The organism is Mesorhizobium sp. C416B (assembly GCF_030323165.1).
Taxonomy (GTDB): Bacteria; Pseudomonadota; Alphaproteobacteria; order Rhizobiales; family Rhizobiaceae; genus Mesorhizobium.
In genome coordinates, this window is sequence record NZ_CP100471.1 from 1,054,915 (window position 1) to 1,074,085 (window position 19,171).

Sequence of the window (19,171 nt, forward strand, 5' to 3'; positions counted from 1 at the left end):
CACGGAGCGTTTGATCAGACGCTTGGGGCCGGCGAGGCCACCGGTCAGTTGGCAATACCGGCTGAGAGGTCAGCCAGAACCTCCCTCACCCGAGTTTCGCTGACGCCGCGCGTGTCCTTGACCCAGTTGGGCGTCGAAAGCGGCGGTTCGATAAAGCGAACATGGTTGTTTACAGGCCCATGCACATAGGGGCGATTCAGCCCGTAGATGAGCGCGCATGGGACGTTCAGGGCAGCGGCGGCGTGGGAAATCCCGCCATCAACCCCGAGGAACATGGTCGACGCAGCGATTTGGCACATCGCGTCAGCAATCGACGGGGTCGAGGTGAAGTCGATTGCCTCAGGAATGGCGGCGCGGATTTTTGCGGCACCGGCGTGCTCGCGCGGTCCGCCTACAATCCAGATTGCCCAGCCGCGATCATGATGGTCTCTGGCGATCGAAATGAAGCGCTCGACGGGCCATGAGCGGAAATTCTCAATGTCGGCAGTATAGAGCGCCAGTGCCGGTCGGTCGGCATCGATCTTCTTGTGCTGGCGCCATTCGTCCAGTTCGGCCCGATCGACCACAAGCCGGGGCGCCGGCCACTCTGCGCCCGCAGCCGGCTTTTCGCCAAGCGAGGCAATCGAGCAGACCTCCTCGAACAGCCGCGTCTTGCGGGGTCCGAAGGCCCATAGATGGGCCAACCAGCCGGCGGGGAAGCGATTGAGGAGGCCGAATTGCAACTCCTGCGGATAGCCGATGCGCTCCTCTATTCCGGCCATGAACGCCATCAGCGCCGCCTTGGTGCTGCTGGTCATCAGATAGGCCGTACGGTAATTTTCCTTGCGCAACTCGCCAACCAGGCGGCTGCGCTCGCCAAAACCGGGGCGCTGATGACGCTTGGCAAGCGCCCAGCCCTTCCTGACATGCGGCATCAGGCGCGCCAGCGGCGCTGCAACGGGCGAGGTGACGACATCTATGGGGCGATCAGGAAATCGCGCGGCAATGATCTGGATGGCGGAATGGCAACGGACGAAGTCGCCGACCGCGGGGAAGCCGACGAAGAGGATTGGATCGCCGGTCGTCAAGGAAGCGCTTCGCCGTCAAGGATGCGGGCATAGAGATCCAGATAGCCGCGCGCCGCTTTTTGGATGGGAAATCTCGTCGCGGCCGATTCGCGGCATTGCTGAGGCGTAAGGTCGGCGACGGCCTCGAAAGCGGCCGCAAATTCTTCATCGGTCTCAAAGAAGCGCCCGCTGTCGGCATCGACCGTCTCGGGCAATGCGCCTCGCGTCGTCGTCAGCACCGGAGTGCCGCACAACATGGCTTCGACCGGTGCGTTGCCGAACGGCTCCTCCCAGGCGATGGGGTTGAGGAAGGCTCGCGCTTCGCCGAGAAGGCGAAGCTTCGGCTCGCCGTCAACGATTCCGTGGAAACGGTATCGCCTGCCAAGGCTCTTGAAAAACAACCCTTCGCGGCGGGTCTGACTTCGGCCCAGCAGTTTCCAACGCGAGCCACCGGCGATATCGAGACCGAAATCGAATTTTTTGGCGAGATCGACGGCGCGGTTGAGGCCTTTGCTTGATCGTGCAATGCCGGCGAGAAATAGCAGGCGGTCGCCCTTTGCAGCCGACAAACGATAGGCGTCCACCGGAAAGCCATTGTAGACGAATGTCTCGCGCCCATGCTGGCGGGCATGATTGGCGCTGATAAAGCTCCAGTTCGCAACTGGCATGGGCTGGTCCGGCATAAAGCCGCGCTGCGTATTCAGCGTTGGAAATGGCACCTCGACGGGCCAACTATGGGTGTGGACGATTTGCGTGTCGCGCGGAATGGCTGCCCGGCATTCGGCATCGGTCGAAGCGTGCCGGACTTCGAAGAGCGGGTGGCTGGAGCCAGGGCCAGCGATCACCACGACTTCGTGTCCGAGACGAGCCATCTCCGTGGCCAGCCATTCGACCTGACGCTGAATCCCACCGTAACCTCGGCAGGGTATTACGCCCTTCAAAACGAGCGTCACCCGCATTGACCTTGCCTCACAATGCTCTCAAAGACGGCCCAGTTGCGTCACGGGCTGGGCATTGTCAAGGTCGCGCCAGAAACGCAAAAAGCCGCGGCGGCCTCGATCGGGTTACGGAATCGTTAATCAGCGCTTGCTACTATACCGGATGACCAAGAATCTCGGCAATCCACCCAGGACCATCTCCAGGCAACAGCCAAAGACCTCCGCTCTTGGTGGGCTGACGCCCGCCCTGTTTCCCCTTGTGGTCGTCGCGCTCGGATACATGATCGGTCGGCAATTCTTCGGCTTCTAGGGCGACTCGTCTAGGCGCGCAGGGTAAAGGCTCGCGCCACGCGGGGGACGCCGTCAATGTCCACCCAACCTCCAAAATCAACCGGCGGCACCGTACGCCGCTACCCACTGCCCCGCACGTAAGCAAATTTTGTGCAATAACGGGAACGTGATATTCACTGATCACCGGACAAGGGGGCGCTGATGAGGTGTCTGGTGATCAATCTTGATCGTTCTCGCGATCGGCTGGCGCATGTCGCGTCCGAGTTCGGCCGGATCGGAGTACCATTTGAGCGTGTCTCCGCCATCGATTGCCCCGATTGCTGCTCTGTCGCCAAAAGCCCGCTAAGCGCTGCTGAGGTTTGCTGTTTCCTGAGCCACCGCTCGTGTTGGGAGATCGTTGCGAACGGCGCGGATCAATATGGCGCGGTTTTCGAGGACGACGTCGTTTTCGGCGCGGGCGCCGGCTCGCTGCTTGCGTCCGATCGATGGGTGCCGCGCGATGCCGATGTGATCAAGCTGGAAACGCATTTTGCCAAAGTGAGGGTCGGACGCAAGGAAGTCGCTCTCGATGATGGGTTTTCGCTTGCCAGACTTTATGGCCTGCACGCGGGCGCCGCAGGCTATGTCATGTCCAGATCGGCAGCGCAAAGATTGCTGCGCAGGACCATGCATCTGAGAGGAGAGGTCGACTTCGTTCTTTTTCACCCAGGATTCATGACCTGCTCGCTCAACCGAATCTATCAGATCATGCCGGCGCTTTGCGCACAGCACCATTTTGTTTCGGGACGAGAGCGCTTTCCAAGCCTCGTGCGACGGCCCGGGAGGCGGCCAAAACCGTTTCTCGATCGAATTGTCGGAGAAGCGGTGCGAACCTTCGCCTATCTTCGAAACCAGAGCCTGACCGGAACAAAGAAGATCGAGGCCGTCGCGTTCTCAGGCTCTGAGGTCGACGGCAAACCCGTCCACGGCGCGTTCATCTATGGGCAGCCCGAGCACGGCCACCTCAACAAGGCGGCCGGCATACCGATCGCGCGGAAGAATAGTTCGACCGCCAGATAAGCAGACGATAGCGGCTGCGTTACGAAACAGCCTTTTCGCGGACCGGAAGCTTCCAGCCCGGCCTGACAAAGTGGCAGGTATAGCCGTTGGGGTATTTCTCGAGATAGTCCTGATGCTCTGGCTCCGCCTCCCAGAAATCGCCCACCGGCGCAAGCTCGGTGACGACCTTGCCCGGCCACAGTCCAGAGGCATCGACATCGGCGATGGTGTCTTCGGCGACGCGCTTCTGCTCGTCGCTGGTGTAGAAGATCGCCGAGCGATAGCTCATTCCGACATCGTTGCCCTGGCGGTTCCTGGTGGTCGGATCGTGGATCTGGAAAAAGGATTCGAGCAATGTGCGAAAGCTGATCCTGGCCGGATCGAAAACGATCTCGATGGCTTCGGCATGGCTGCCGTGGTTGCGATACGTGGCGTTGGGCACATCGCCACCGCTATAGCCGACGCGGGTAGAGATCACGCCGGAATAGCGCCGGATCAAATCCTGCATGCCCCAGAAACAGCCGCCGGCAAGGACTGCACGTTCGGTGGACGTCGCCATATCATACCTCCATTGGATTGCTCCTTAGGTAGGCATTGTCGCTGGCTTCTTCCAGCATCTCAAGTGCATCACTCGTTGCCGGCCGAGCCGAACCGCCGCACGATGACCTCGAAGACGATGTCGGAAATCCACATGGCCGAGACGCCGATCAAAAAGGCGGCGGCGAGCGTCGTGGTGTCGTCGGCCGGATCGGGGATAGGCATGCCGGTTGCCCTGAACCAGGCGACGGCAGGCAGCGTCAGATACGCAGCCGCCAGCGCCCCGCAGATCGGCGAGGCAATCATCTCGCGCAGCTTGTAGCGATGGCGCGACAGTGCTCGCAGCACGCCGCCGGCTAGCCCGGCGGCGACGACCGGTCCCTTGATGCCGAGCATGTCGAAGAGGTCGTGCATCGGCTAAGGCCTCCATCCGCAGAGCTTTTGTCCCTTGCGGTTGTGCGCCAAGAGCGCTCTCGCCTCGGCGTCCGACAGGACGTCGACGGCTTCGGCCGACAGGCGCAGCGGGCTCGAAATCGCGCAGAAGCCGCCCGAAGCAGTCGTGCACCCGGCAAGCGCCACAAGCAGCGCAAGCATCAGTCCCTTGCCCATGATTTCAGCTCCTTTGAACAGCGTCCGCCGGCAATGCGCCGACGTCGTTCTGCACCTGCTCAGCGACCGCACGCGCCGCGGCCTCAGCGGCCGCCAGTTTGCCGCGCTCGGCCCTGGCGCCGGCCAGCCGCTGGTGAGCGCCCCAGCAAAGGGCGGCGATGACCGATGCCAGGAAGCCCAGCAGCGCTTTGTTGCCAAGCAGGACGGCGAGGAGCGCGCTCACAGCAGCCACCCGGCGACAAGCCCGGCGGCAAAGCCGATAGCATAGGGTTTCGCGGCTTCGAGATAGGCGATGAGCAGTTGTTGAAACCCTTCCATGTCAGTGCTCCCAGCCGGATTTGCGGGCCAGCCAGTGCCAGGTCTCGGTGACCGAGGCGATGGCGAGACCGGCGGCGATCTCCAGACCAGCTTGAATGTCGGGGTCGGAAGAAAATGCCGCCGCGTCGTCGGCGCCGAGCAGGCCACGCGCGACCAGAACACCGGCGCCGTAACGCAAGCCGATGCGGATGAAGACGGCGATCATGTCGAACTCCTTGCGAAATTGATTTCAGGATTTGAAGCAGCGCACGCCAGAATCGCAGGCGTTCGACGGGGCTGATCGGCCCGCCGGTAGACACCGGCATCGCACTGCCGGGCTTCGGCGAGAGCGCTGGTGGCTGGGCCGGGGGCCCGGCGAAGGTGGGGCCAACATCAACAGCGCCTGGGAACGGACCGACCGGATGCGATCGCTCCAACCCTTGCCGAAAACCGGCCAGGTGGGCAGCCGCCGCAGGAATGCCAGGCGGGCATCGCAAAGATCGTCGATGACTGCGCCCGGTGGCCTGGCGCCGACAGCTTTGAGCGTGGGCGGGCCGATCCTGCCGTCCTGTGCGGTGCCAACTGCCGCCTGCAGATATTTAGCCGCCCTGCCCGGCCCACTGTTCACGGCGAAGTCGAAGACGGCATAGTCGACACCGCCGGGAAGCTCGGCGCCCGCAGCGGCATCCCAATAGAAGCGGCGATAGACCGTCGCCACCTGAGCATCCGTGATATGGCGAAGGTCGTCCTTCGTCGCATCCGCCTTCACGTAGCGGCGGAAATTGGCCAGCGTCACGCCCTTCATGGTTGCGCCGCCGCGATCGGCCGGATTGTCGGACCAGCCGCCTTCCGATTTGAGGACGAGCGCAAGCGCCCGCGCGAAGTTGCGGTCCATGGGTAACCTCAGGAGATTGTGGAATTTAGCTCGGAGACTTTAGCCAGTCACAGATCACGCACAGGAGACGAGTGTCCTGTTGATCCTGACTGTGCCGACGGCATGTCGGTTGGCCAGCTATAACGCTTCCTCACGGGAGAGGAATTTTGGATGGAGCGGCTAAAGCGGGCTCACGGAAGCACTTCGCCGTCAAGGATGCGTTTATAGAGTTCCAGATAGGCCGTTGCGGCTTTCTGGATCGGAAATCTTTCGGCTGCCGATTCACGGCATGTTCGCGCGGAAATGCTGTTGATCTCATTGAGACCGTGAGCAAACTCGTCATCGGTTTCGAAGAAACGCCCGCTGTCTGCATCGACCGTTTCGGCAAGCGCACCGCACGGAGTGGTCAGCACAGGCGTTCCGCACAGCATTGCTTCGACCGCCGCCATGCCGAACGGCTCTGCCCAGGAGATCGGGTTAAGGAAGGCGTACGCCTCGCCGAGCAATCGGAGCTTTTCCTCGCCATCGACAGTGCCGTGGAAGCGGTAGCGCGGCGATAAGCTCTTGAAGAACAGAGACTCTTTCCGGGTTTGGCTGCGCCCGAGCAACTTCCACCTCGAGCCACCCGCAATATCGAGAGCGAAGTTAAATTTCTTCGCCAGATCGACGGCCCGGTTGAGGCCCTTCCCGGCCCTCGCGATACCGCCCAAAAACAACAGCCGCTCACCTTTCCGATCTGCCAGCCGGTAGGCATCCACAGGGAAGCCGTTGTAAACAAACGTTTCTCGATCATGATGATGCGCGTGACTGGCGCTGACGAAGCTGTAATTTTGCCCCTTCCTCGGGGCGTTTGGAACATAGCCGTGCAGAGTGTAAAGCGCACGATATGGGCTTTCTACATCGTACCAGCCGTTGAAATGCACGATGTCAGTATTGATAGGGATCGCCCCCAGACATTCCACTACTGACGCGGCCTGCCGGACCTCGCAACGCGGATGGGTGGAGCCCACTCCGGCAATGAGTGTGATTTCATGTCCGAGAGATGCGAGTGCGCTGGCGAGCCAATCGATTTGCCGCTGGGTGCCGCCATAGCCTCGACAGGGAATTTTGCCTTGCACTGCAATAGTAATATGCATGTTCCAACGTTTAGACCGTTGCTCACATTTCGCAAGCTAGGCCCACGCTCTCACAACGAGTTTCCAGCTAGCGTTCGTTATGTCGTTAAAACCTGTTCCAGCCTTGTTAAGGACTTTAAGTGCGCCAGCAGCATTACCAATCCGCACATTCAAATTGGTCGCATCTGGCACGATGCTAATAGCTTGAGCGGTCGCATCAGTTGTATTGAGAGATGGGTTAATGGGTATCTCGTCACCAACCGAATACCCCGAATTAACCGTAGTACATTGAATGAAGGCCGCATAGAGCTTCGGCTTCACCCCCAGCCCATGAGCCAACGTCAGCGACCCGCCGGATGTGATGGTCTGTTGCGGGCTTTCATAAAACTTCTGAAGCAACGCCGTGGACGACTGGACATAGCGTGCATCCTGTTCGGCCTGCGACCATTGCAGCTTGATCCATCCTCCCCAGGCACCGCCAGCCTGCCTGCGCCGCCATAGCTTTTGGTCTGCCGCCGTAGTGTCGTTGACGAAATCATGCACCGTCTGCGTCCGGTAGCCAGTGCTTCCGTGCGCTTCCACAAACCCCAGGAACCAATTTACGCCGTCTGGCGCATTAGCCGCCGCCGAGGCCATATACCAGCCATTGTCCAGGGCGTTGTTCCAATCGGTGATCGTCTGCGCGACGACACCAAGGTTGGGTCGGCTATCAAGTTTCAGATCAAATCCAGCCTTGACGAACCCCGTTGTAGCCAATTGCGTGGTATTCGTTCCAGGCGCTGCGGTCGGCCCCGTTGGCGTCCCGGTAAATGTCGGGCTGGCCTTCGGCGCCAGGCTGGACACCGCGATCCCACTATCCTTCCCCACCTTGCCCGTCGTGCCGCGAAAGTGACAATATTGTCGGTTGCCGAAGACGCAGGCCCCAAAAAATCTCCTACTCCCGTCCCGTCGGCGCCTCTGTCGCCGGCCCGGTCGAACATCAGCCAGATGCCGTTGGCCGTCGTCGGCAAAGTGCCGGCGCCACTGACATAGGCGAGCGTCAGTTTGCGGTAGCGCGTCGCGGCCATCAAATCGTCGCGCAGTTTCACCACCTTGCCGTCCTTTCGGTGAAAAAGCCTGAATTCCTCGAACCAGGGCAGCAGCGTCGAAAACACCTTGAAGCGGCCGGATTGCATGCGGTCGAGCATTTCCATCAGCCCCGCCTCGACCGAGACCGAGCCGTCGGCGAAGCGGGCGTGGCCCGACAGCATGTTCAGCCCGTGCGCGGCGTATTGTCTGGCAAGCGCGGTGCCCGCGCCTTCCAGCGTCTCGCGGCGGCCGTCGCGCGGCCAGGCCCAGGGCAGCCACTCGCCCCACGGCTTCAGGGCCAGTACCTGCATGGCCGGCGTCTGCTGCGAGGCCCGCGCCGCCTTGGAGATATAGACGACATCGGCCTCCGTATCCCAGGCCAGCTCGACCGCGGCCGACGGATGGTCCCAGCCGAAATCGAGGGCGCCGATCCGCGGCCAGTAGCGCGGCAGCCGGAACGGCTCGCAGGCAATCAGCTCCTCGGCAATCGGAAAGATGCGGCCGGAGCCCAGCACCGGAATGCCCTTGGCCCTCGCTTCGCGCTCATGTTCGGGATAGGCGGCGATGATCGCGGCACGCTCGTCCGGCGAATAGTGTTCGACGTCGTCTATGGTCATGAAGGTGACGTGACGGGTCATGCAAGCATGCTCCAATAGAGTGTGGCCATTGATACCAGCGCTCATCAATGCGAAGCTGACCCAAGACTTGGGGGAACACATGATTCGGATTGCAATCGTTGTCGGCATTGCCGCCAGTGCATCGGCATGCACCAGCCAGGCGAATGTTCCTTACGATACTAGTAAAAAAATCTGCAGAACCCGTACCGATCCAGGAACAGGGTTCAAACGCGAGGTCTGCGTCCCCGACACTCCCAATCAATCCTGTATGCTCTATATATATCAGTATACCGGTCGAGAGAAAATATTGTGCGGCCCATTAACGCGCAAATCGTCAACCGCCGAAGGTCGTGCCAGGCAACTTGCCGGCACCAAATACCCCTGATTCGACTTAACTGGGTTTGATGCGGATCACCTTTGGCGCCTGCGCATCCATGAACATGTAGCACCTGCCAAGCAGCGCCTTTTTGCCGAGCTCATCGAACACATTCTGCCCCAGCGGCGTGATCAGCACCTCGCCCGTAGCCAGCCCATCCTGGTGGCGGGCCTCGATCTCTTGCCAATGCGCATTCGCAACGTCGGAAAGCACGACATTGAAGGCTGGATGATTGTAGCTGACCAGCACGTTGCCATCATCCATGTCAGACGGCTTCATGTCCGGGTGATAGTTGTAAATCATGGCAAGCGTCTGGATGGCGGCCATGGCTGCCGCCTCATCGGACAGGCCGGCTTCCGTCAGCACGCAGGTGCCGTTTCAAGGATGGCAAAGTCACGGCCTCTGTCGAAGTAATAGCCGAACCGTTCCTCGATGCGATCGATGGGTTGTGAAAACGAGGGTCGCCATTTGGGCACCTGGGGCTTTGATACCTCAGCACCACCCGCCGGCGACACGACAAGCGAAGACAAACCGCCTGTCAATACCTGCCGCCTGTTCATGGACTTGGTTCCTCGACAACCTGGCCACCAGTCTAGTCGCGGTTCGCAATTCCGCAACGCGCCGAAACGGGAAAGCTTCGCTCTCATCTTTTCCTTTATCGCTTTATGCGGTAGGTCTTGCCCTGCATCGGCGACATCGATGCGTCTGGGCTGGTGCATTCTGCGCGGCCTGTACTCTACGCGGGTGGGACAGCCACTCTTTGCCATGACAGATCTATTCGAGGCGATGCGCCTGTCCGCCGAGGACAGCGAGGTTGCTCATCTTTTTTTCAGCGAAGGCGGTAAGATCCTGCTGCCACTCGGCAAATCGACAAATGCCATGACAGGTCAGGAGATGCTGGAGCGGCTGCTGTCGTCCCCGCATGATGACGATGGCGCGCTTGCCAACGACCTTCTCGGCGAGCTCGGCAAGACGGTGCCGTTGGAAAGCCTTCGTCTCCTGCTGACATCTGCCAATGCTGAGACGCGAGCGGCGGGTGCGTTTATTGCCACCTTTCAAAACCAGAACATAAGTTCGATGGTGGGTGAGCTGGCCGCGCTGCTTGGGGACAGCAACCCGCGCACGCGCTTCGATGCCGTGGAGTCTATCTTGCGATGCAGTACGCGGAACGATGGTCAGCATCTCGCGCAGGCGTTGTTTGCCCTTGATGATTATCACGATGGTGTACGCATGGGAGCCGTCAAATTTGTGCGCTTTGCAAAAGACTGGCAGTTAAAGCTTGCGCGTCAGCACGCCGCGTTGCTCAGGCCGCAAACGCCGTTTTCGGCGATCGCCGATATCTCCGGGCAATGGCGAGGTGATGCATCAGGCATGATCCGTGCTATGCTCGACCATTCAGAGCCGGTAGTGCGCCGTTACGGCTTGGGGCTGGCCAGCCGGGCGAGGTTGGTCGTTGTTGACGCGTTCGTCGAATGGGCGCAGGCGTCCGCCGATCCTGAAATCAGCAAACTGGCAACCGATTGCATCGAGCACAACCAGATATCGCACCACGCCGTATGGCAATCATCGTTGCCGGCAATCGCCTGAGGCACCGCTGATCTCGGGGTCAAGATAGCGACGTGACAGGACGTAGAGCCTGCCGAACTGATTCAAAGTAATGTCGTATGATGTTGTCCGCGCACGATATTTGCGCCGGGCGTGGCGGTTCTTACCTTCTCCCTTTGTGGGGTGAGAAGCGGTCCGCGTGGCGGACGAAAAGCCAATTGCTTGGCTTTTCGAGCTTCGAACGCCCTGAGCCTGCGAAGGGCCGGGTGGTGGCCGATCCAACCTGCCGGGTCCCCGCTGCTCCGCAGCGTCCCGGCGTTCGCCGGCCTTTCGTCGTGCCACTGGCACGACGAATTCGCTTCGCGAACCAGCTGCTCACCCCACAAGGGGGGAAGGGAGAACCTCCTGCGCCGTCAAGAACCGCAGCACCACGTCGCTCATGCCAAGCAGCGGCGTAAACGTCACCATGGTGATGCCGCCCGTCGCGTTGGTGCGGGTCAGGCCTTCGGAATAGATATCGAGCGGCGGCTCCTCGTCGAACCAGACGCCGTGCAGGGTTTCGCCCTGCCACTTTTCGCGGCCCTTCTCATAGCTCTTGAACGACAGCACCGATTCATCGGCCTGCACGTCGCCGCCGCCGCCCCAGCGCACCACGATGCTGTCGAGCGCGCCCGGCGCGCCGCGGCCCATCGTGGTCTGGCGGATGGCATCGGCGGGGATCATGCCGGTGCCCCATGCCGCCTGCTGCTGCGGCGGGCCGACCAGCACGCGCTGCGGGTTGTCTCGCGTGCCCTCGCCGGTCACGCCGGCAGCCCATAGCCTGACGGCGGCGTCGAAGGTCTTGCCCTGCCACCACGCGGGATAGCGGCCGGTGAGATGCATGGCCCATTCGGCGCCGCCGGCCCTGGTCTTGCCCAACTGGTTGCCGGCCATGAACAGACGTTCCCGGTTCTGCGCGCCGGCGGCGTGAAACTGCGCCTGCCTGGGATAAGGCCGGTAGGCGGCAAGCTGGTTAGTCCTGCGCCTGCGGTCCAGCTCCTGCAGCAGCGCCAGATAGTGGCGGCGCGTCTTCAGGCTGGTCGCCAAACGGCCCGAGGACGGCTTCGAGGCCACGGATGCGGCGGCGGATCTCGTCATCGCTCAGGGCTTCCAGATTGTCAGATGAAACATGCAAATCCTTGGCCAGATCCTTGGGTAGCACCGATTGCACGATCTTCAGATACTGGTCGGGCTTGTCGGCCCGGACCGCGGCAATGACGCCGGCGCCATGGGCGCTGAAATCGGCGCGAACCGCGTCGAGGAAATCATCGCCAAGCGTCTTCTTCGTCCGCTTCGGCTTGGCAGCGGCGGCAGTCGCCTTGCGGCCAGGGCGCGCACGCGGCGCCGTCCGGTCAGCCATGATCCGAGATCCCGGCGGGCTCGGCGGTAGGTGCCTGTTTCGCTGGCCGCTTGATCTTGCCGGACTTGATCTTGCCGGACTTGATCTTGCCGGACTTGCGCCGTGCCGATTTTGGCCCTGACCGTGTTGGGGCGGCCTTGCGGGCTGCATCAGCGGCCGGCGCGTGGCGCTTTCCGGCAGACGCGGCTTTCAGGCTTGCCCTGGCGATCGCCCTTGCGTCGTGCGCGCCGCGCGGAAAGCCGAAGCCGCCGATGGCATCGACAGGACCACCGCGAACCATGCCGATCAGCACGCCCGGCACGACCGGCTCGATACGGCCGATGCGCGCCTGCGGGGCAGCGCCCTCGAACACGCCAATGGCGCTGACGACCTCGCGGCCGTCATCGTCGGTGATGATGGTGGCATAGCGGTTGGACAAGGGAGGCCTCGCGGATAAGGCAGAATGAACCGAGGATAGCGTTCCTTCACGCCCCCCTCTGTCCTGCCGGACATCTCCCCCTCAAGGGGGGAGATTGGCAGCTCCAGGGTCGCGACCAATTTGCAGCGCTGACGATTGGCGAAAGCAAGGCGGCAGTCCGATCTCCCCCCCGTGTGGGGGTTGAGGAGTGGTCCGCGCAGCGGACGGAAAGCCAATTGCTTGGCTTTCCGAACGACGAACGTCCGGCAGGCCAGAGGGGGGCTGTCCCGCCGACATCCGATATCCGCACGTTGTGGGCATCAGGAAAACAAAACCCGCCTCGTGGGCGGGTCGGTGGCGCAAATCAGCACCATGGACAAATCATAGCAAAGCTGCCCTCACCCGTCAATGCAGATAAGAAATAATTCCTACTCCGGTCAAAGCCTCGTCCTTGGCGGCGGCGCGCATTGCGCGAGGGCCGCATCGATGGGATGCTGGGTCTCGTCGGAGAGCGAAATGAGCGATGTGACCAGTCACTATGGCAGCGGCGGCATTGTCGAGCGCATCCTGTCGGCTGTGCCGGACGCAAAGGCCGGCAGCCTCGCAGCCAAACAACTCTATCCGTTCGATCAGCTTCATGGCCGCGAGCTGATCGCCACGCAGGACCATGCTGCGCGTCTTGCGCCCTCCGCCGGCGATCGGGTTCTGGACATCGGCAGCGGCATTGGCGGCCCGGCCCGGTTCCTTGCCGAGACCTATGGGTGCAGCGTCGACGGCGTCGACCTGACGCAGGCGTTCGTCGAGGCATCCCGCCGATTGACCGAGCTCTGCGGCCTCGGCGACAAAGTGCGTTTCCATGAGGCCGATGCGACAAGGCTGCCTTTTGCGGACGACACATTCGACGCGGCGATCTGCTTCTATGTCGGCATGAATATCGCCGACAAGGCGGCGGTCATCGGGCAAGCGTGGCGCGTACTGAAGCCGAAGGCCAGGCTTGTCTGGACCGAGGCGGTGCTGGCGGACGGCGAGCCTCACTATCCCTTGCCTTGGGCGGTGTCGGCTGTGGCCAGCCATCTCGTCGACCGCGAAACCCTGAAGGCTCTGTTTGCTTCAGCCGGATTCCAGGTCGACGACGTCATCGACGAAACCGGCGATCACGTCGAGCTGGCGTTGAAACGGGCAAATTCCAGCATGGTTCCGTCGCCCGCCCAGCAGCAGGCCAATGAGATCGTGCTCGGCGCCGAGTTCGTGCATCGGCGAAAAAACTACATAAGCAGCCTGAGCGAGGGAAAACTCGCGTCACTGGCCATCATCGCTTCCAAGCCGGCCTGAAACAAAAAACCCGCCTCGGCGGCGGGTTGGTGGCGCAAATCAGCAACATCGACAAATCATAGCATAGCTGCCCTCACCGGTCAAGATATGTCAGGAAAGAATTCCTACATCGACATCGATCGGAGACTCGGCGATGCTAGCGCTACCACATCCGGCGTCAAGTCATATGCATATGTTCTAAAGTGCCATGCCGTCGGCGGATGTTGTCTGATAATTTGTCCTTTGGCATCAAGGGGGCAAAAGAAGCCATGTCTGAGGACAAAATCCGAAATATAAATCTGACCGCCGACATCGTCGCGGCATTCGTGCGCAACAATTCAGTGCCTCCGGATAGCCTGCCGGCGTTGATCGAGAGCGTCAATGCAGCGCTCGCGGCCGTGGACAATCCCGTTGCTCCGCCGCAACCTGCGCCTGAGCCCGCGGTCAACCGCAAGCGCTCGGTAACGCCGAATTTCATTTACTGCCTCGAGGATGGCAAGAAGTTCAGGTCGCTGCGGCGTCATCTCGGCTCCGCCCATGGCATGACGCCGGAAGCCTATCGCGCCAAATGGGACCTGCCCGGCGACTATCCGATGACGGCGCCCAGCTACGCCGCCAAGCGCTCGGAGCTGGCAAAGGAGTTCGGGCTCGGCATCAGGACACCCGAGGCCCCGGCCGCCAAGGCGCCGGCCAAGAGCAAGACCAAGGCGTAAAGGCACGCCCCCTCCGTGCCGTACGCCTGCTGGAGGACGATCGTGGTGGCCGGAGAGCCCAATGACGTTCGCGTGGAACGTGTGGACCGCCGCCAATGGGCGGTGCTGGTTGCCGAGAATGGCACGGTGACCCAGCATCTGTTCATGGCCCAGGAAGCGGCCGAGGAGTTTGCCGACGGCGAGCGGACAAGGCTCGGCCTTCCCGCCAGGCCGCCGGCGGCGGATCCGCTGGCCTGAACAGTCCTTCAACGGGCTGCAGGATACAAGACGCAGCCTTCGACAGGCCGTCTAGCGACTGGTCATTAGCTGGCTCTTATGGAATCATTCCACTCCAACTCGGGGGAGAGCGGGATGGACAAACCAGCCATGGCATCCGTGTTCAGGATGCGGCAAGCGCCAGCCACTGTTTCGGGCGTTCGCAGCGTCGGCCAAGGCCAGGCCGATCCGGTCATCGGCAGAAGGCCGCTCGGCGAGGCGATCCGCTTCGTCATCGACGCCCATCCCCATTACGACATCAGCTGCGTTTCGATCGCCTATGGCGACGGCTCGGCCCCGCGCCTCGGCAGCCGGGAGGTCAAGGCGCTGTGGGCCGAATATGGCCGCCGCTGGATGGAAGAGTAGCGCAGGCCATCGGCCGACGCCTATCGCTTGCATCCCCGTCCGGATCGTAACAGCGGCTCATGCGTTGAGCGTGAGCCAAATGGGAGCAACAGCAATGAACGTCGCCAATCTGCAACTCGAAGGCCTGCTGATGGCCGTCGCTTCGATCAATCAGGTGCTGGTGCGCAAGGGCCTGCTCACGGTCGAGGATATCGACATCGCGCTGCGCAAGGCCGAGGCCATCGAAACCGGCGAGGAGCGGTCCGACGGCATGTCGGAGTCCAACCGCGACGCCGTCAACTTTCCGATCAGACTGCTGGAACTGGCCAATCAATGCCAGCCGGAGGCGGACATGCCGTCCTTCTCGAAACTGGCCCGCATGGTCGGCCAGATGAAGGAACCCTACAACGACCAGATGTGAGGCGGTCTGCCGACGCGGGGCCTCACCCTCGGCCAAGTTTCGAGGCAAGCACGCTGCCCGGTCCATGCACGGCGGCAAACAGCAGGCCGGCGGCGAACGGGAAATGGGACATGAAGGCGCCGAACTCGGCCTGGTTGCCGGCCCAGTGCGACGGACCGTGGAAGGCAAAGCCGAGGAAGACCACGTAGACGGCGGCGATCAGGGCGGCCGGCGTGAAGAACGCTCCGGTCAGCAAGGCGATCACCAGCAGCGTTTCGAGGATCGCGGCGCACCAGGCCAGAAACAGCGGGAAGGGAAAGCCGGCGGCGGCGATGTAGCCGGCGGTCATGCCCATATCCATGAACTTGAAGGCTGCCCCCATCGCGAACATGGCGGCCAAGGTCAGGCGGGCGATGAGAATAGCCGTGGTCTGCCACGGCGATTGAACGGCTTCCATGAGATGTCCTCCAGGTTTGTAACGGGTTTCGTCCCAAGGACGGGCGCCACGCCGCCGATCCTACACCAGCCCGCGAAATTCTTTCCCGGCAAAGCCGGAGCTCGCGAAAGGAGGCGCTTGCAATCCTCTTGCGGCGCGTGGCCGCTCAGAGCTTCGCCATCAGTTCCCGCCCCAACCGTTTCGGCGGCTCGGCCCGCAGCACCACATTGGTCGTCACCGCGCCGTAGCGGCCGATGGCGTCGACGATGCTTTCGAGGTCGGGCGGCGACGGCACGACCACCTTGACCAGAAAACAATCCTCGCCGGTCACCCGCAGCACCTCGACCACTTCCGGCATGGCCGCGAATTTCTTCAGGCAGGTCTGGATGTGCTCATGCGTGGTGCGCAGGCGGATCATGGCCATGGTGCCGAGACCGAGGGCGGTGGGATCGATCGCGGCCCGGTAGCCGGCGATGATGCCGCGCTCCTCCAGCCGCTTCACCCGCTCCGACGTCGCGGGCTGGGACAGGCCGACGCGGCGGCCGAGTTCGGAAATGCCGATGCGGCCATCCTCCTGCATGATCTCGATGATTGCCATATCGGTGGGGTCGAGCCGTGGCCGGTAATCGCCGTTTGCCATGAACACCTTCAATCCATCGGAATTCTTCGTCGCTTTCCGATGATCTCTCATTCCGCGAACAAGGAGAAGCCCTAGGATTGGGACATCATCTGCGGCGAAGAAACAGGATTTTCCATGACCGACCTCATCATTCTGCCGGGCAGCGGCGGATCGGGCGAGGCCCACTGGCAGACACGCTGGCAACAGGCCGACCCGGCGATGCGCCGCTTCAGCCCGGCAAGCTGGGAGCTGCCGGATTTCGACGACTGGGTGGCGGCGCTGGACGTCGCGGTGTCACAGGCAAAGACCCCGCCGGTGCTCGTCGCCCACAGTCTCAGCTGCCTGCTGGTCGCGCATTGGCAGGCGGTGTCGAGCCGTCGGATCGGCGGGGCGTTTCTGGTTGCGGTTCCCGACCCGGCCTCGCCGGTCTATCCCGCTTACGGAATTCCCTTCGCCGATACGCCGCGCGGGCCGCTTCGCTTCCCCTCGCTGATCGTGGCCAGCACCGACGATCCCTATGATCCGAACGGCTATGCCGGTGAGAAAGCCACACAATGGGGCAGCGAACTGCACATCGCCGGGCCGCTTGGTCACATCAACAGCAATAGCGGGCTGGGCGACTGGCCGGCGGGAATGGAGCTGCTGACGGCCTTCGTGAGAGACAGACAGGCCGACCACGCAATCGCACCGTAGGCGCCCGAAGCGTGCGCGCGGGCTTGCCCCGACTTGTCCCGCCAGCTATCTCTCGGGAGGGGCGTTTGTGAGGGAGCCTGCGAATGGTGTCCGTCCGATATCTGGTCCGCGATGTCGATCTGTCCATCGCGTTTTATACGAGCCATCTGGGCTTCGCGCTGAAGCAGCAATTCGGTCCGGCGATGGCCATCCTGACGCGCGGCGACCTCTCGCTCTGGCTCGCCGGTCCCTTGGCGTCGGCAGCCAGGCCGATGCCGGACGGCCGGACACCCGAGCCGGGCGGATGGAACCGCTTCGTGCTCGAGGTCGAGCAATTGCCGGCAATCGTGACTGAGATGGGCGAGGCCGGCGTGGGGTTCCGCAACCAGATCGTCGAAGGTCCGGGCGGGCGACAGATTCTTTGTGAAGACCCGTCCGGCAACGTGATCGAGCTGTTCGAGCCAAGCTAGACTTCGGCCGTCGCCTCGGATTCGGCGCCGGGCTTTGCCTGGCCTTCCCACTGCCGCTCCGCCTCTGCTTTGCGCTTCGGACAATCCTCGTAGTCATGCTCTCGCGAACCGCAATAGGAGCAGCATTTTGCCGGCGTGTCGGTTCGAAGCATTGTGGCCATGCACAAGAATGCACGAAAATTCATCCGGTTGCAGCAGCGTCTGCGACGTCGCTGCTGGGATGCGTGACCGCCAGCCTGGCGCCGCCCTCAATAGCCGCCGCCGAGGATCGGCAGAATCTCGGCGGCAGACATTGCGCGCGGCGCGTATTCGTCCGGCCTATATCAAAGTTAAATGCGGATGGTGGGGGTGAGGTGGTAGGTGATCGCCATGGGGGGACTCTCAACGCGCTCGAGGTGTCCCATGGACGTTCGAAATCTGATTGCCAAACTGTCTGCCGCGGTACTGCACCGCCGCGCCGCGTCTTCGCCGATACTGTACAGGCCGATCCGCAACTCGCTCGCCGACATCCCGTTGAAGCCGGTGCCGCGGCCGCCTTATCGTCCGCATCGGCCGATCTGGCCGGCAAGCAACATGTAGCTCGCCGGGCTGCAACCAGTTTGTGATTTCCTCGTTTATGGCGATCCCGTTTTCAAGGAGGCAAGTGATGAGATCGATCCGGGCGAGATGCGAATGGTTTGGATGGTGAGCGCATGAGCCGTTTTCTGCCCCTGACGATCAGATTCGTGGACGGAAGCGCGATGACGGTGTCGTCGATCACCGACGCCAGGAGGGCGCTAGGCGGAACATGGAAGAACAAGCAGACGGCGGCCTACAAGGCGGCCGACAGGCTGGTGGACGACGCGTTGAACGGCATTTGCCGCCCGGACATCGCCTTTGCCGCTTTCCAGAATGCCGCCGCCCAACAGGGCTTGCTGAAGCCGGCCAAGCCAAGTGCCGCCCTTGCCCTGCTCGACGAATTGGCGTCGCTGGATGGGCATCGTTGAAAGACCGGCTGACGGATTGCCGGCGATGTCATGGCGAACGGCGGATGGCCTATCTCGGCTCGCGGTTCATGCTGAGATAAGTCGGGTCGAACTCGGCGATTTCCACCAGTTGCTGCCAGTCCAGAATGGTCACCATGTAATTCGCCCAGCCGATCACACCGATCTTGCGCAGCGCGCCGATGACCCGGTTCATGTGGACGACCGAAAGCCCAAGCACATCGGCCAGTTCCGCCTGCGACAGGGGAAGCCGGAAACTCATGCCGTTGGTCTGCTTGACGACCTGGAGCCGCACGAACAGCTCGCACACAAGATGCGCCAGATGCGAAGTCTTGGACCGCCGGCCCATGGCCACGATCCATTCCCGATGGATGGCGCCATCGACGAGCGTGTCCAGCCAAAGCAAGCGGCTGAGATGAGGTGCCTGTTCGGTGATCGTCCTTAGCCGACTGTGGTCGGCGGCGATCACCCGGCATGGCGACAAAGCTATAATGCCATGGTCCATTGTCTTGAGCAGGAAGGCGTGCAAATCGACAAAATCGCCTGGCACCTGCAACGAGGTGAACTGGCGCCCGCCATCCTCCAGCACTTTGTAGCGCGCCGCCAGACCCTCGATGATGAGCGTGCTGTAGCCTGGCCTCGATCCCTCGGAAACGATGTCCTGACCGGTGGCAAAATCCATCTCGATGGTCATGGCGGCGGCCAGCAGCCCCTTTTCCTGCTCGGACAAAGCGTCATGCTGGCCAAGGTTGAGATAAAGCGGTTCTAGCATCGAGGATCCAGTTCGAGATTTCGTGGACATTCGTGGCCTAGCCAAACG

Annotated in this window: 30 protein-coding genes; 11 read left to right on the forward strand and 19 right to left on the reverse strand. The window is 62.0% G+C overall.

Going from position 1 to position 19,171, the window contains the following annotated elements; all coding sequences use genetic code 11:
* Nucleotides 1–44: 44 nt before the first annotated feature.
* The gene (waaF, locus tag NLY43_RS05345; RefSeq protein WP_023712575.1) at nt 45–1,067 is read right to left on the reverse strand and encodes a lipopolysaccharide heptosyltransferase II; all 1,023 of its coding nucleotides are present in this window, start codon (nt 1,065–1,067) and stop codon (nt 45–47) included.
* Nucleotides 1,064–2,005, reverse strand: coding sequence for a glycosyltransferase (locus tag NLY43_RS05350; RefSeq protein ID WP_031199643.1), 942 nt, complete (start codon nt 2,003–2,005; stop codon nt 1,064–1,066). Before NLY43_RS05350 ends, waaF begins: the two co-directional genes overlap by 4 nt.
* A 483-nt stretch (nt 2,006–2,488) precedes the next feature.
* Here NLY43_RS05350 and NLY43_RS05355 point away from each other — a divergent pair, with 483 nt between their 5' ends.
* Entirely contained in the window at nt 2,489–3,334 is an 846-nt protein-coding gene (locus NLY43_RS05355) for a glycosyltransferase family 25 protein (protein ID WP_023712573.1), read from the forward strand.
* 19 nt (nt 3,335–3,353) lie between these two features.
* On the opposite strand, the gene msrA is transcribed toward NLY43_RS05355, so the two are convergent.
* The 10 genes from msrA to NLY43_RS05405 form a co-directional block, all read right to left on the reverse strand.
* Nucleotides 3,354–3,872, reverse strand: coding sequence for a peptide-methionine (S)-S-oxide reductase MsrA (gene msrA / locus NLY43_RS05360; protein WP_023689881.1), 519 nt, complete (start codon nt 3,870–3,872; stop codon nt 3,354–3,356).
* Nucleotides 3,873–3,940: 68 nt separating this feature from the next.
* Entirely contained in the window at nt 3,941–4,264 is a 324-nt protein-coding gene (locus NLY43_RS05365; protein WP_023689880.1) for a hypothetical protein, read from the reverse strand.
* A 3-nt stretch (nt 4,265–4,267) separates the two neighbouring features.
* Entirely contained in the window at nt 4,268–4,459 is a 192-nt protein-coding gene (locus NLY43_RS05370; protein ID WP_023671459.1) for a hypothetical protein, read from the reverse strand.
* A gap of 4 nt (nt 4,460–4,463) precedes the next feature.
* The gene (locus NLY43_RS05375) at nt 4,464–4,682 is read right to left on the reverse strand and encodes a hypothetical protein (protein WP_023697741.1); all 219 of its coding nucleotides are present in this window, start codon (nt 4,680–4,682) and stop codon (nt 4,464–4,466) included.
* A gap of 96 nt (nt 4,683–4,778) precedes the next feature.
* Nucleotides 4,779–4,982, reverse strand: a complete 204-nt coding sequence (locus NLY43_RS05380) for a Pam3-gp28 family putative phage holin (protein ID WP_023689878.1) — start codon at nt 4,980–4,982, stop codon at nt 4,779–4,781.
* 24 nt (nt 4,983–5,006) lie between these two features.
* A complete protein-coding gene (locus NLY43_RS05385) occupies nt 5,007–5,651 on the reverse strand; it encodes a glycoside hydrolase family 108 protein (protein WP_023689877.1) in 645 nt (214 codons plus the stop codon).
* 170 nt (nt 5,652–5,821) lie between these two features.
* Nucleotides 5,822–6,766 carry a glycosyltransferase gene (locus NLY43_RS05390; protein WP_023723553.1) on the reverse strand — a complete coding sequence of 315 codons (945 nt, stop codon included), beginning with the start codon at nt 6,764–6,766 and terminating at the stop codon, nt 5,822–5,824.
* Between the two features lie 36 nt (nt 6,767–6,802).
* Nucleotides 6,803–7,501, reverse strand: a complete 699-nt coding sequence (locus tag NLY43_RS05395; protein ID WP_198025526.1) for a pyocin knob domain-containing protein — start codon at nt 7,499–7,501, stop codon at nt 6,803–6,805.
* Complete coding sequence (locus NLY43_RS05400) at nt 7,462–8,451, reverse strand: phage terminase large subunit family protein (RefSeq protein ID WP_023712571.1); 990 nt, start codon at nt 8,449–8,451, stop codon at nt 7,462–7,464. The genes NLY43_RS05395 and NLY43_RS05400 overlap by 40 nt, the downstream gene beginning before the upstream one ends.
* Before the next feature lie 370 nt (nt 8,452–8,821).
* Nucleotides 8,822–9,172 carry a hypothetical protein gene (locus NLY43_RS05405; protein ID WP_023671453.1) on the reverse strand — a complete coding sequence of 117 codons (351 nt, stop codon included), beginning with the start codon at nt 9,170–9,172 and terminating at the stop codon, nt 8,822–8,824.
* Between the two features lie 75 nt (nt 9,173–9,247).
* Here NLY43_RS05405 and NLY43_RS05410 point away from each other — a divergent pair, with 75 nt between their 5' ends.
* The gene (locus tag NLY43_RS05410; protein ID WP_156935569.1) at nt 9,248–10,393 is read left to right on the forward strand and encodes a HEAT repeat domain-containing protein; all 1,146 of its coding nucleotides are present in this window, start codon (nt 9,248–9,250) and stop codon (nt 10,391–10,393) included.
* 333 nt (nt 10,394–10,726) lie between these two features.
* On the opposite strand, the gene NLY43_RS05415 is transcribed toward NLY43_RS05410, so the two are convergent.
* The 3 genes from NLY43_RS05415 to NLY43_RS05425 are packed head-to-tail and all read right to left on the reverse strand — an operon-like array spanning nt 10,727 to nt 12,168.
* Nucleotides 10,727–11,464, reverse strand: a complete 738-nt coding sequence (locus NLY43_RS05415; protein WP_245260097.1) for a terminase large subunit domain-containing protein — start codon at nt 11,462–11,464, stop codon at nt 10,727–10,729.
* Nucleotides 11,364–11,750, reverse strand: coding sequence for a hypothetical protein (locus NLY43_RS05420; RefSeq protein WP_023671450.1), 387 nt, complete (start codon nt 11,748–11,750; stop codon nt 11,364–11,366). Before NLY43_RS05420 ends, NLY43_RS05415 begins: the two co-directional genes overlap by 101 nt.
* Nucleotides 11,743–12,168, reverse strand: a complete 426-nt coding sequence (locus tag NLY43_RS05425) for a hypothetical protein (protein WP_023712569.1) — start codon at nt 12,166–12,168, stop codon at nt 11,743–11,745. The genes NLY43_RS05420 and NLY43_RS05425 overlap by 8 nt, the downstream gene beginning before the upstream one ends.
* 495 nt (nt 12,169–12,663) lie before the next feature.
* Here NLY43_RS05425 and NLY43_RS05430 point away from each other — a divergent pair, with 495 nt between their 5' ends.
* From NLY43_RS05430 to NLY43_RS05450, 5 genes are all read left to right on the forward strand, one after another.
* Entirely contained in the window at nt 12,664–13,479 is an 816-nt protein-coding gene (locus NLY43_RS05430; protein ID WP_023693742.1) for a class I SAM-dependent methyltransferase, read from the forward strand.
* Between the two features lie 248 nt (nt 13,480–13,727).
* Nucleotides 13,728–14,171 carry a Ros/MucR family transcriptional regulator gene (locus tag NLY43_RS05435; RefSeq protein ID WP_023671447.1) on the forward strand — a complete coding sequence of 148 codons (444 nt, stop codon included), beginning with the start codon at nt 13,728–13,730 and terminating at the stop codon, nt 14,169–14,171.
* Between the two features lie 42 nt (nt 14,172–14,213).
* Entirely contained in the window at nt 14,214–14,408 is a 195-nt protein-coding gene (locus tag NLY43_RS05440) for a hypothetical protein (protein ID WP_023689866.1), read from the forward strand.
* A 114-nt stretch (nt 14,409–14,522) separates the two neighbouring features.
* Nucleotides 14,523–14,792: a hypothetical protein gene (locus NLY43_RS05445; protein WP_023671445.1), complete on the forward strand. Its 270-nt coding sequence runs from the start codon at nt 14,523–14,525 to the stop codon at nt 14,790–14,792.
* Between the two features lie 94 nt (nt 14,793–14,886).
* Entirely contained in the window at nt 14,887–15,192 is a 306-nt protein-coding gene (locus tag NLY43_RS05450) for a hypothetical protein (protein WP_023671444.1), read from the forward strand.
* A gap of 22 nt (nt 15,193–15,214) precedes the next feature.
* Here the strand turns inward: NLY43_RS05450 and NLY43_RS05455 are convergent, their stop codons facing one another.
* Together NLY43_RS05455 and NLY43_RS05460 are read right to left on the reverse strand one after the other, a co-directional pair.
* On the reverse strand, nt 15,215–15,628 hold the full coding sequence (locus tag NLY43_RS05455; protein ID WP_023712568.1) for a DoxX family protein: 414 nt from the start codon (nt 15,626–15,628) through the stop codon (nt 15,215–15,217).
* A gap of 145 nt (nt 15,629–15,773) precedes the next feature.
* Nucleotides 15,774–16,247 carry an Lrp/AsnC family transcriptional regulator gene (locus NLY43_RS05460; protein ID WP_023693744.1) on the reverse strand — a complete coding sequence of 158 codons (474 nt, stop codon included), beginning with the start codon at nt 16,245–16,247 and terminating at the stop codon, nt 15,774–15,776.
* 114 nt (nt 16,248–16,361) lie between these two features.
* Between NLY43_RS05460 and NLY43_RS05465 the strand changes: the two genes are divergently transcribed.
* Nucleotides 16,362–16,919: an RBBP9/YdeN family alpha/beta hydrolase gene (locus NLY43_RS05465; protein WP_023712567.1), complete on the forward strand. Its 558-nt coding sequence runs from the start codon at nt 16,362–16,364 to the stop codon at nt 16,917–16,919.
* Nucleotides 16,920–17,002: 83 nt separating this feature from the next.
* On the forward strand, nt 17,003–17,368 hold the full coding sequence (locus NLY43_RS05470) for a VOC family protein (protein ID WP_023712566.1): 366 nt from the start codon (nt 17,003–17,005) through the stop codon (nt 17,366–17,368).
* Here the strand turns inward: NLY43_RS05470 and NLY43_RS05475 are convergent.
* Nucleotides 17,365–17,529 (reverse strand): hypothetical protein, encoded by a 165-nt coding sequence (locus tag NLY43_RS05475; protein WP_023685945.1) that lies wholly within the window; start codon nt 17,527–17,529, stop codon nt 17,365–17,367. The two genes, NLY43_RS05470 and NLY43_RS05475, sit on opposite strands and share 4 nt — an antisense overlap.
* Nucleotides 17,530–17,770: 241 nt before the next feature.
* On the opposite strand from NLY43_RS05475, the gene NLY43_RS05480 reads away from it, so the two are divergent.
* Together NLY43_RS05480 and NLY43_RS05485 are read left to right on the forward strand one after the other, a co-directional pair.
* The gene (locus NLY43_RS05480; protein ID WP_023712564.1) at nt 17,771–17,947 is read left to right on the forward strand and encodes a hypothetical protein; all 177 of its coding nucleotides are present in this window, start codon (nt 17,771–17,773) and stop codon (nt 17,945–17,947) included.
* Between the two features lie 113 nt (nt 17,948–18,060).
* A complete protein-coding gene (locus tag NLY43_RS05485) occupies nt 18,061–18,354 on the forward strand; it encodes a DUF982 domain-containing protein (RefSeq protein WP_023712563.1) in 294 nt (97 codons plus the stop codon).
* A gap of 49 nt (nt 18,355–18,403) precedes the next feature.
* Here NLY43_RS05485 and NLY43_RS05490 read toward each other — a convergent pair whose 3' ends face one another.
* Nucleotides 18,404–19,123, reverse strand: coding sequence for a Crp/Fnr family transcriptional regulator (locus NLY43_RS05490; RefSeq protein ID WP_023671436.1), 720 nt, complete (start codon nt 19,121–19,123; stop codon nt 18,404–18,406).
* Nucleotides 19,124–19,171: the final 48 nt, after the last annotated feature.

Excerpts from the sequence above, each read along its gene's own strand:
- NLY43_RS05350 (WP_031199643.1), bottom strand. The coding sequence starts at position 2,005 with ATGCGGGTGACGCTCGTTTTGAAGGGCGTAATACCCTGCCGAGGTTAC.
- msrA (WP_023689881.1), bottom strand. The coding sequence starts at position 3,872 with ATGGCGACGTCCACCGAACGTGCAGTCCTTGCCGGCGGCTGTTTCTGG.
- NLY43_RS05365 (WP_023689880.1), bottom strand. The coding sequence starts at position 4,264 with ATGCACGACCTCTTCGACATGCTCGGCATCAAGGGACCGGTCGTCGCC.
- NLY43_RS05370 (WP_023671459.1), bottom strand. The coding sequence starts at position 4,459 with ATGGGCAAGGGACTGATGCTTGCGCTGCTTGTGGCGCTTGCCGGGTGC.
- NLY43_RS05380 (WP_023689878.1), bottom strand. The coding sequence starts at position 4,982 with ATGATCGCCGTCTTCATCCGCATCGGCTTGCGTTACGGCGCCGGTGTT.
- NLY43_RS05385 (WP_023689877.1), bottom strand. The coding sequence starts at position 5,651 with ATGGACCGCAACTTCGCGCGGGCGCTTGCGCTCGTCCTCAAATCGGAA.
- NLY43_RS05390 (WP_023723553.1), bottom strand. The coding sequence starts at position 6,766 with ATGCATATTACTATTGCAGTGCAAGGCAAAATTCCCTGTCGAGGCTAT.
- NLY43_RS05400 (WP_023712571.1), bottom strand. The coding sequence starts at position 8,451 with ATGACCCGTCACGTCACCTTCATGACCATAGACGACGTCGAACACTAT.
- NLY43_RS05410 (WP_156935569.1), top strand. The coding sequence starts at position 9,248 with ATGGGTTGTGAAAACGAGGGTCGCCATTTGGGCACCTGGGGCTTTGAT.
- NLY43_RS05420 (WP_023671450.1), bottom strand. The coding sequence starts at position 11,750 with ATGGCTGACCGGACGGCGCCGCGTGCGCGCCCTGGCCGCAAGGCGACT.
- NLY43_RS05430 (WP_023693742.1), top strand. The coding sequence starts at position 12,664 with ATGAGCGATGTGACCAGTCACTATGGCAGCGGCGGCATTGTCGAGCGC.
- NLY43_RS05435 (WP_023671447.1), top strand. The coding sequence starts at position 13,728 with ATGTCTGAGGACAAAATCCGAAATATAAATCTGACCGCCGACATCGTC.
- NLY43_RS05445 (WP_023671445.1), top strand. The coding sequence starts at position 14,523 with ATGGACAAACCAGCCATGGCATCCGTGTTCAGGATGCGGCAAGCGCCA.
- NLY43_RS05450 (WP_023671444.1), top strand. The coding sequence starts at position 14,887 with ATGAACGTCGCCAATCTGCAACTCGAAGGCCTGCTGATGGCCGTCGCT.
- NLY43_RS05455 (WP_023712568.1), bottom strand. The coding sequence starts at position 15,628 with ATGGAAGCCGTTCAATCGCCGTGGCAGACCACGGCTATTCTCATCGCC.
- NLY43_RS05460 (WP_023693744.1), bottom strand. The coding sequence starts at position 16,247 with ATGGCAAACGGCGATTACCGGCCACGGCTCGACCCCACCGATATGGCA.
- NLY43_RS05465 (WP_023712567.1), top strand. The coding sequence starts at position 16,362 with ATGACCGACCTCATCATTCTGCCGGGCAGCGGCGGATCGGGCGAGGCC.
- NLY43_RS05470 (WP_023712566.1), top strand. The coding sequence starts at position 17,003 with ATGGTGTCCGTCCGATATCTGGTCCGCGATGTCGATCTGTCCATCGCG.
- NLY43_RS05475 (WP_023685945.1), bottom strand. The coding sequence starts at position 17,529 with ATGGCCACAATGCTTCGAACCGACACGCCGGCAAAATGCTGCTCCTAT.
- NLY43_RS05480 (WP_023712564.1), top strand. The coding sequence starts at position 17,771 with ATGGACGTTCGAAATCTGATTGCCAAACTGTCTGCCGCGGTACTGCAC.
- NLY43_RS05485 (WP_023712563.1), top strand. The coding sequence starts at position 18,061 with ATGAGCCGTTTTCTGCCCCTGACGATCAGATTCGTGGACGGAAGCGCG.
- NLY43_RS05490 (WP_023671436.1), bottom strand. The coding sequence starts at position 19,123 with ATGCTAGAACCGCTTTATCTCAACCTTGGCCAGCATGACGCTTTGTCC.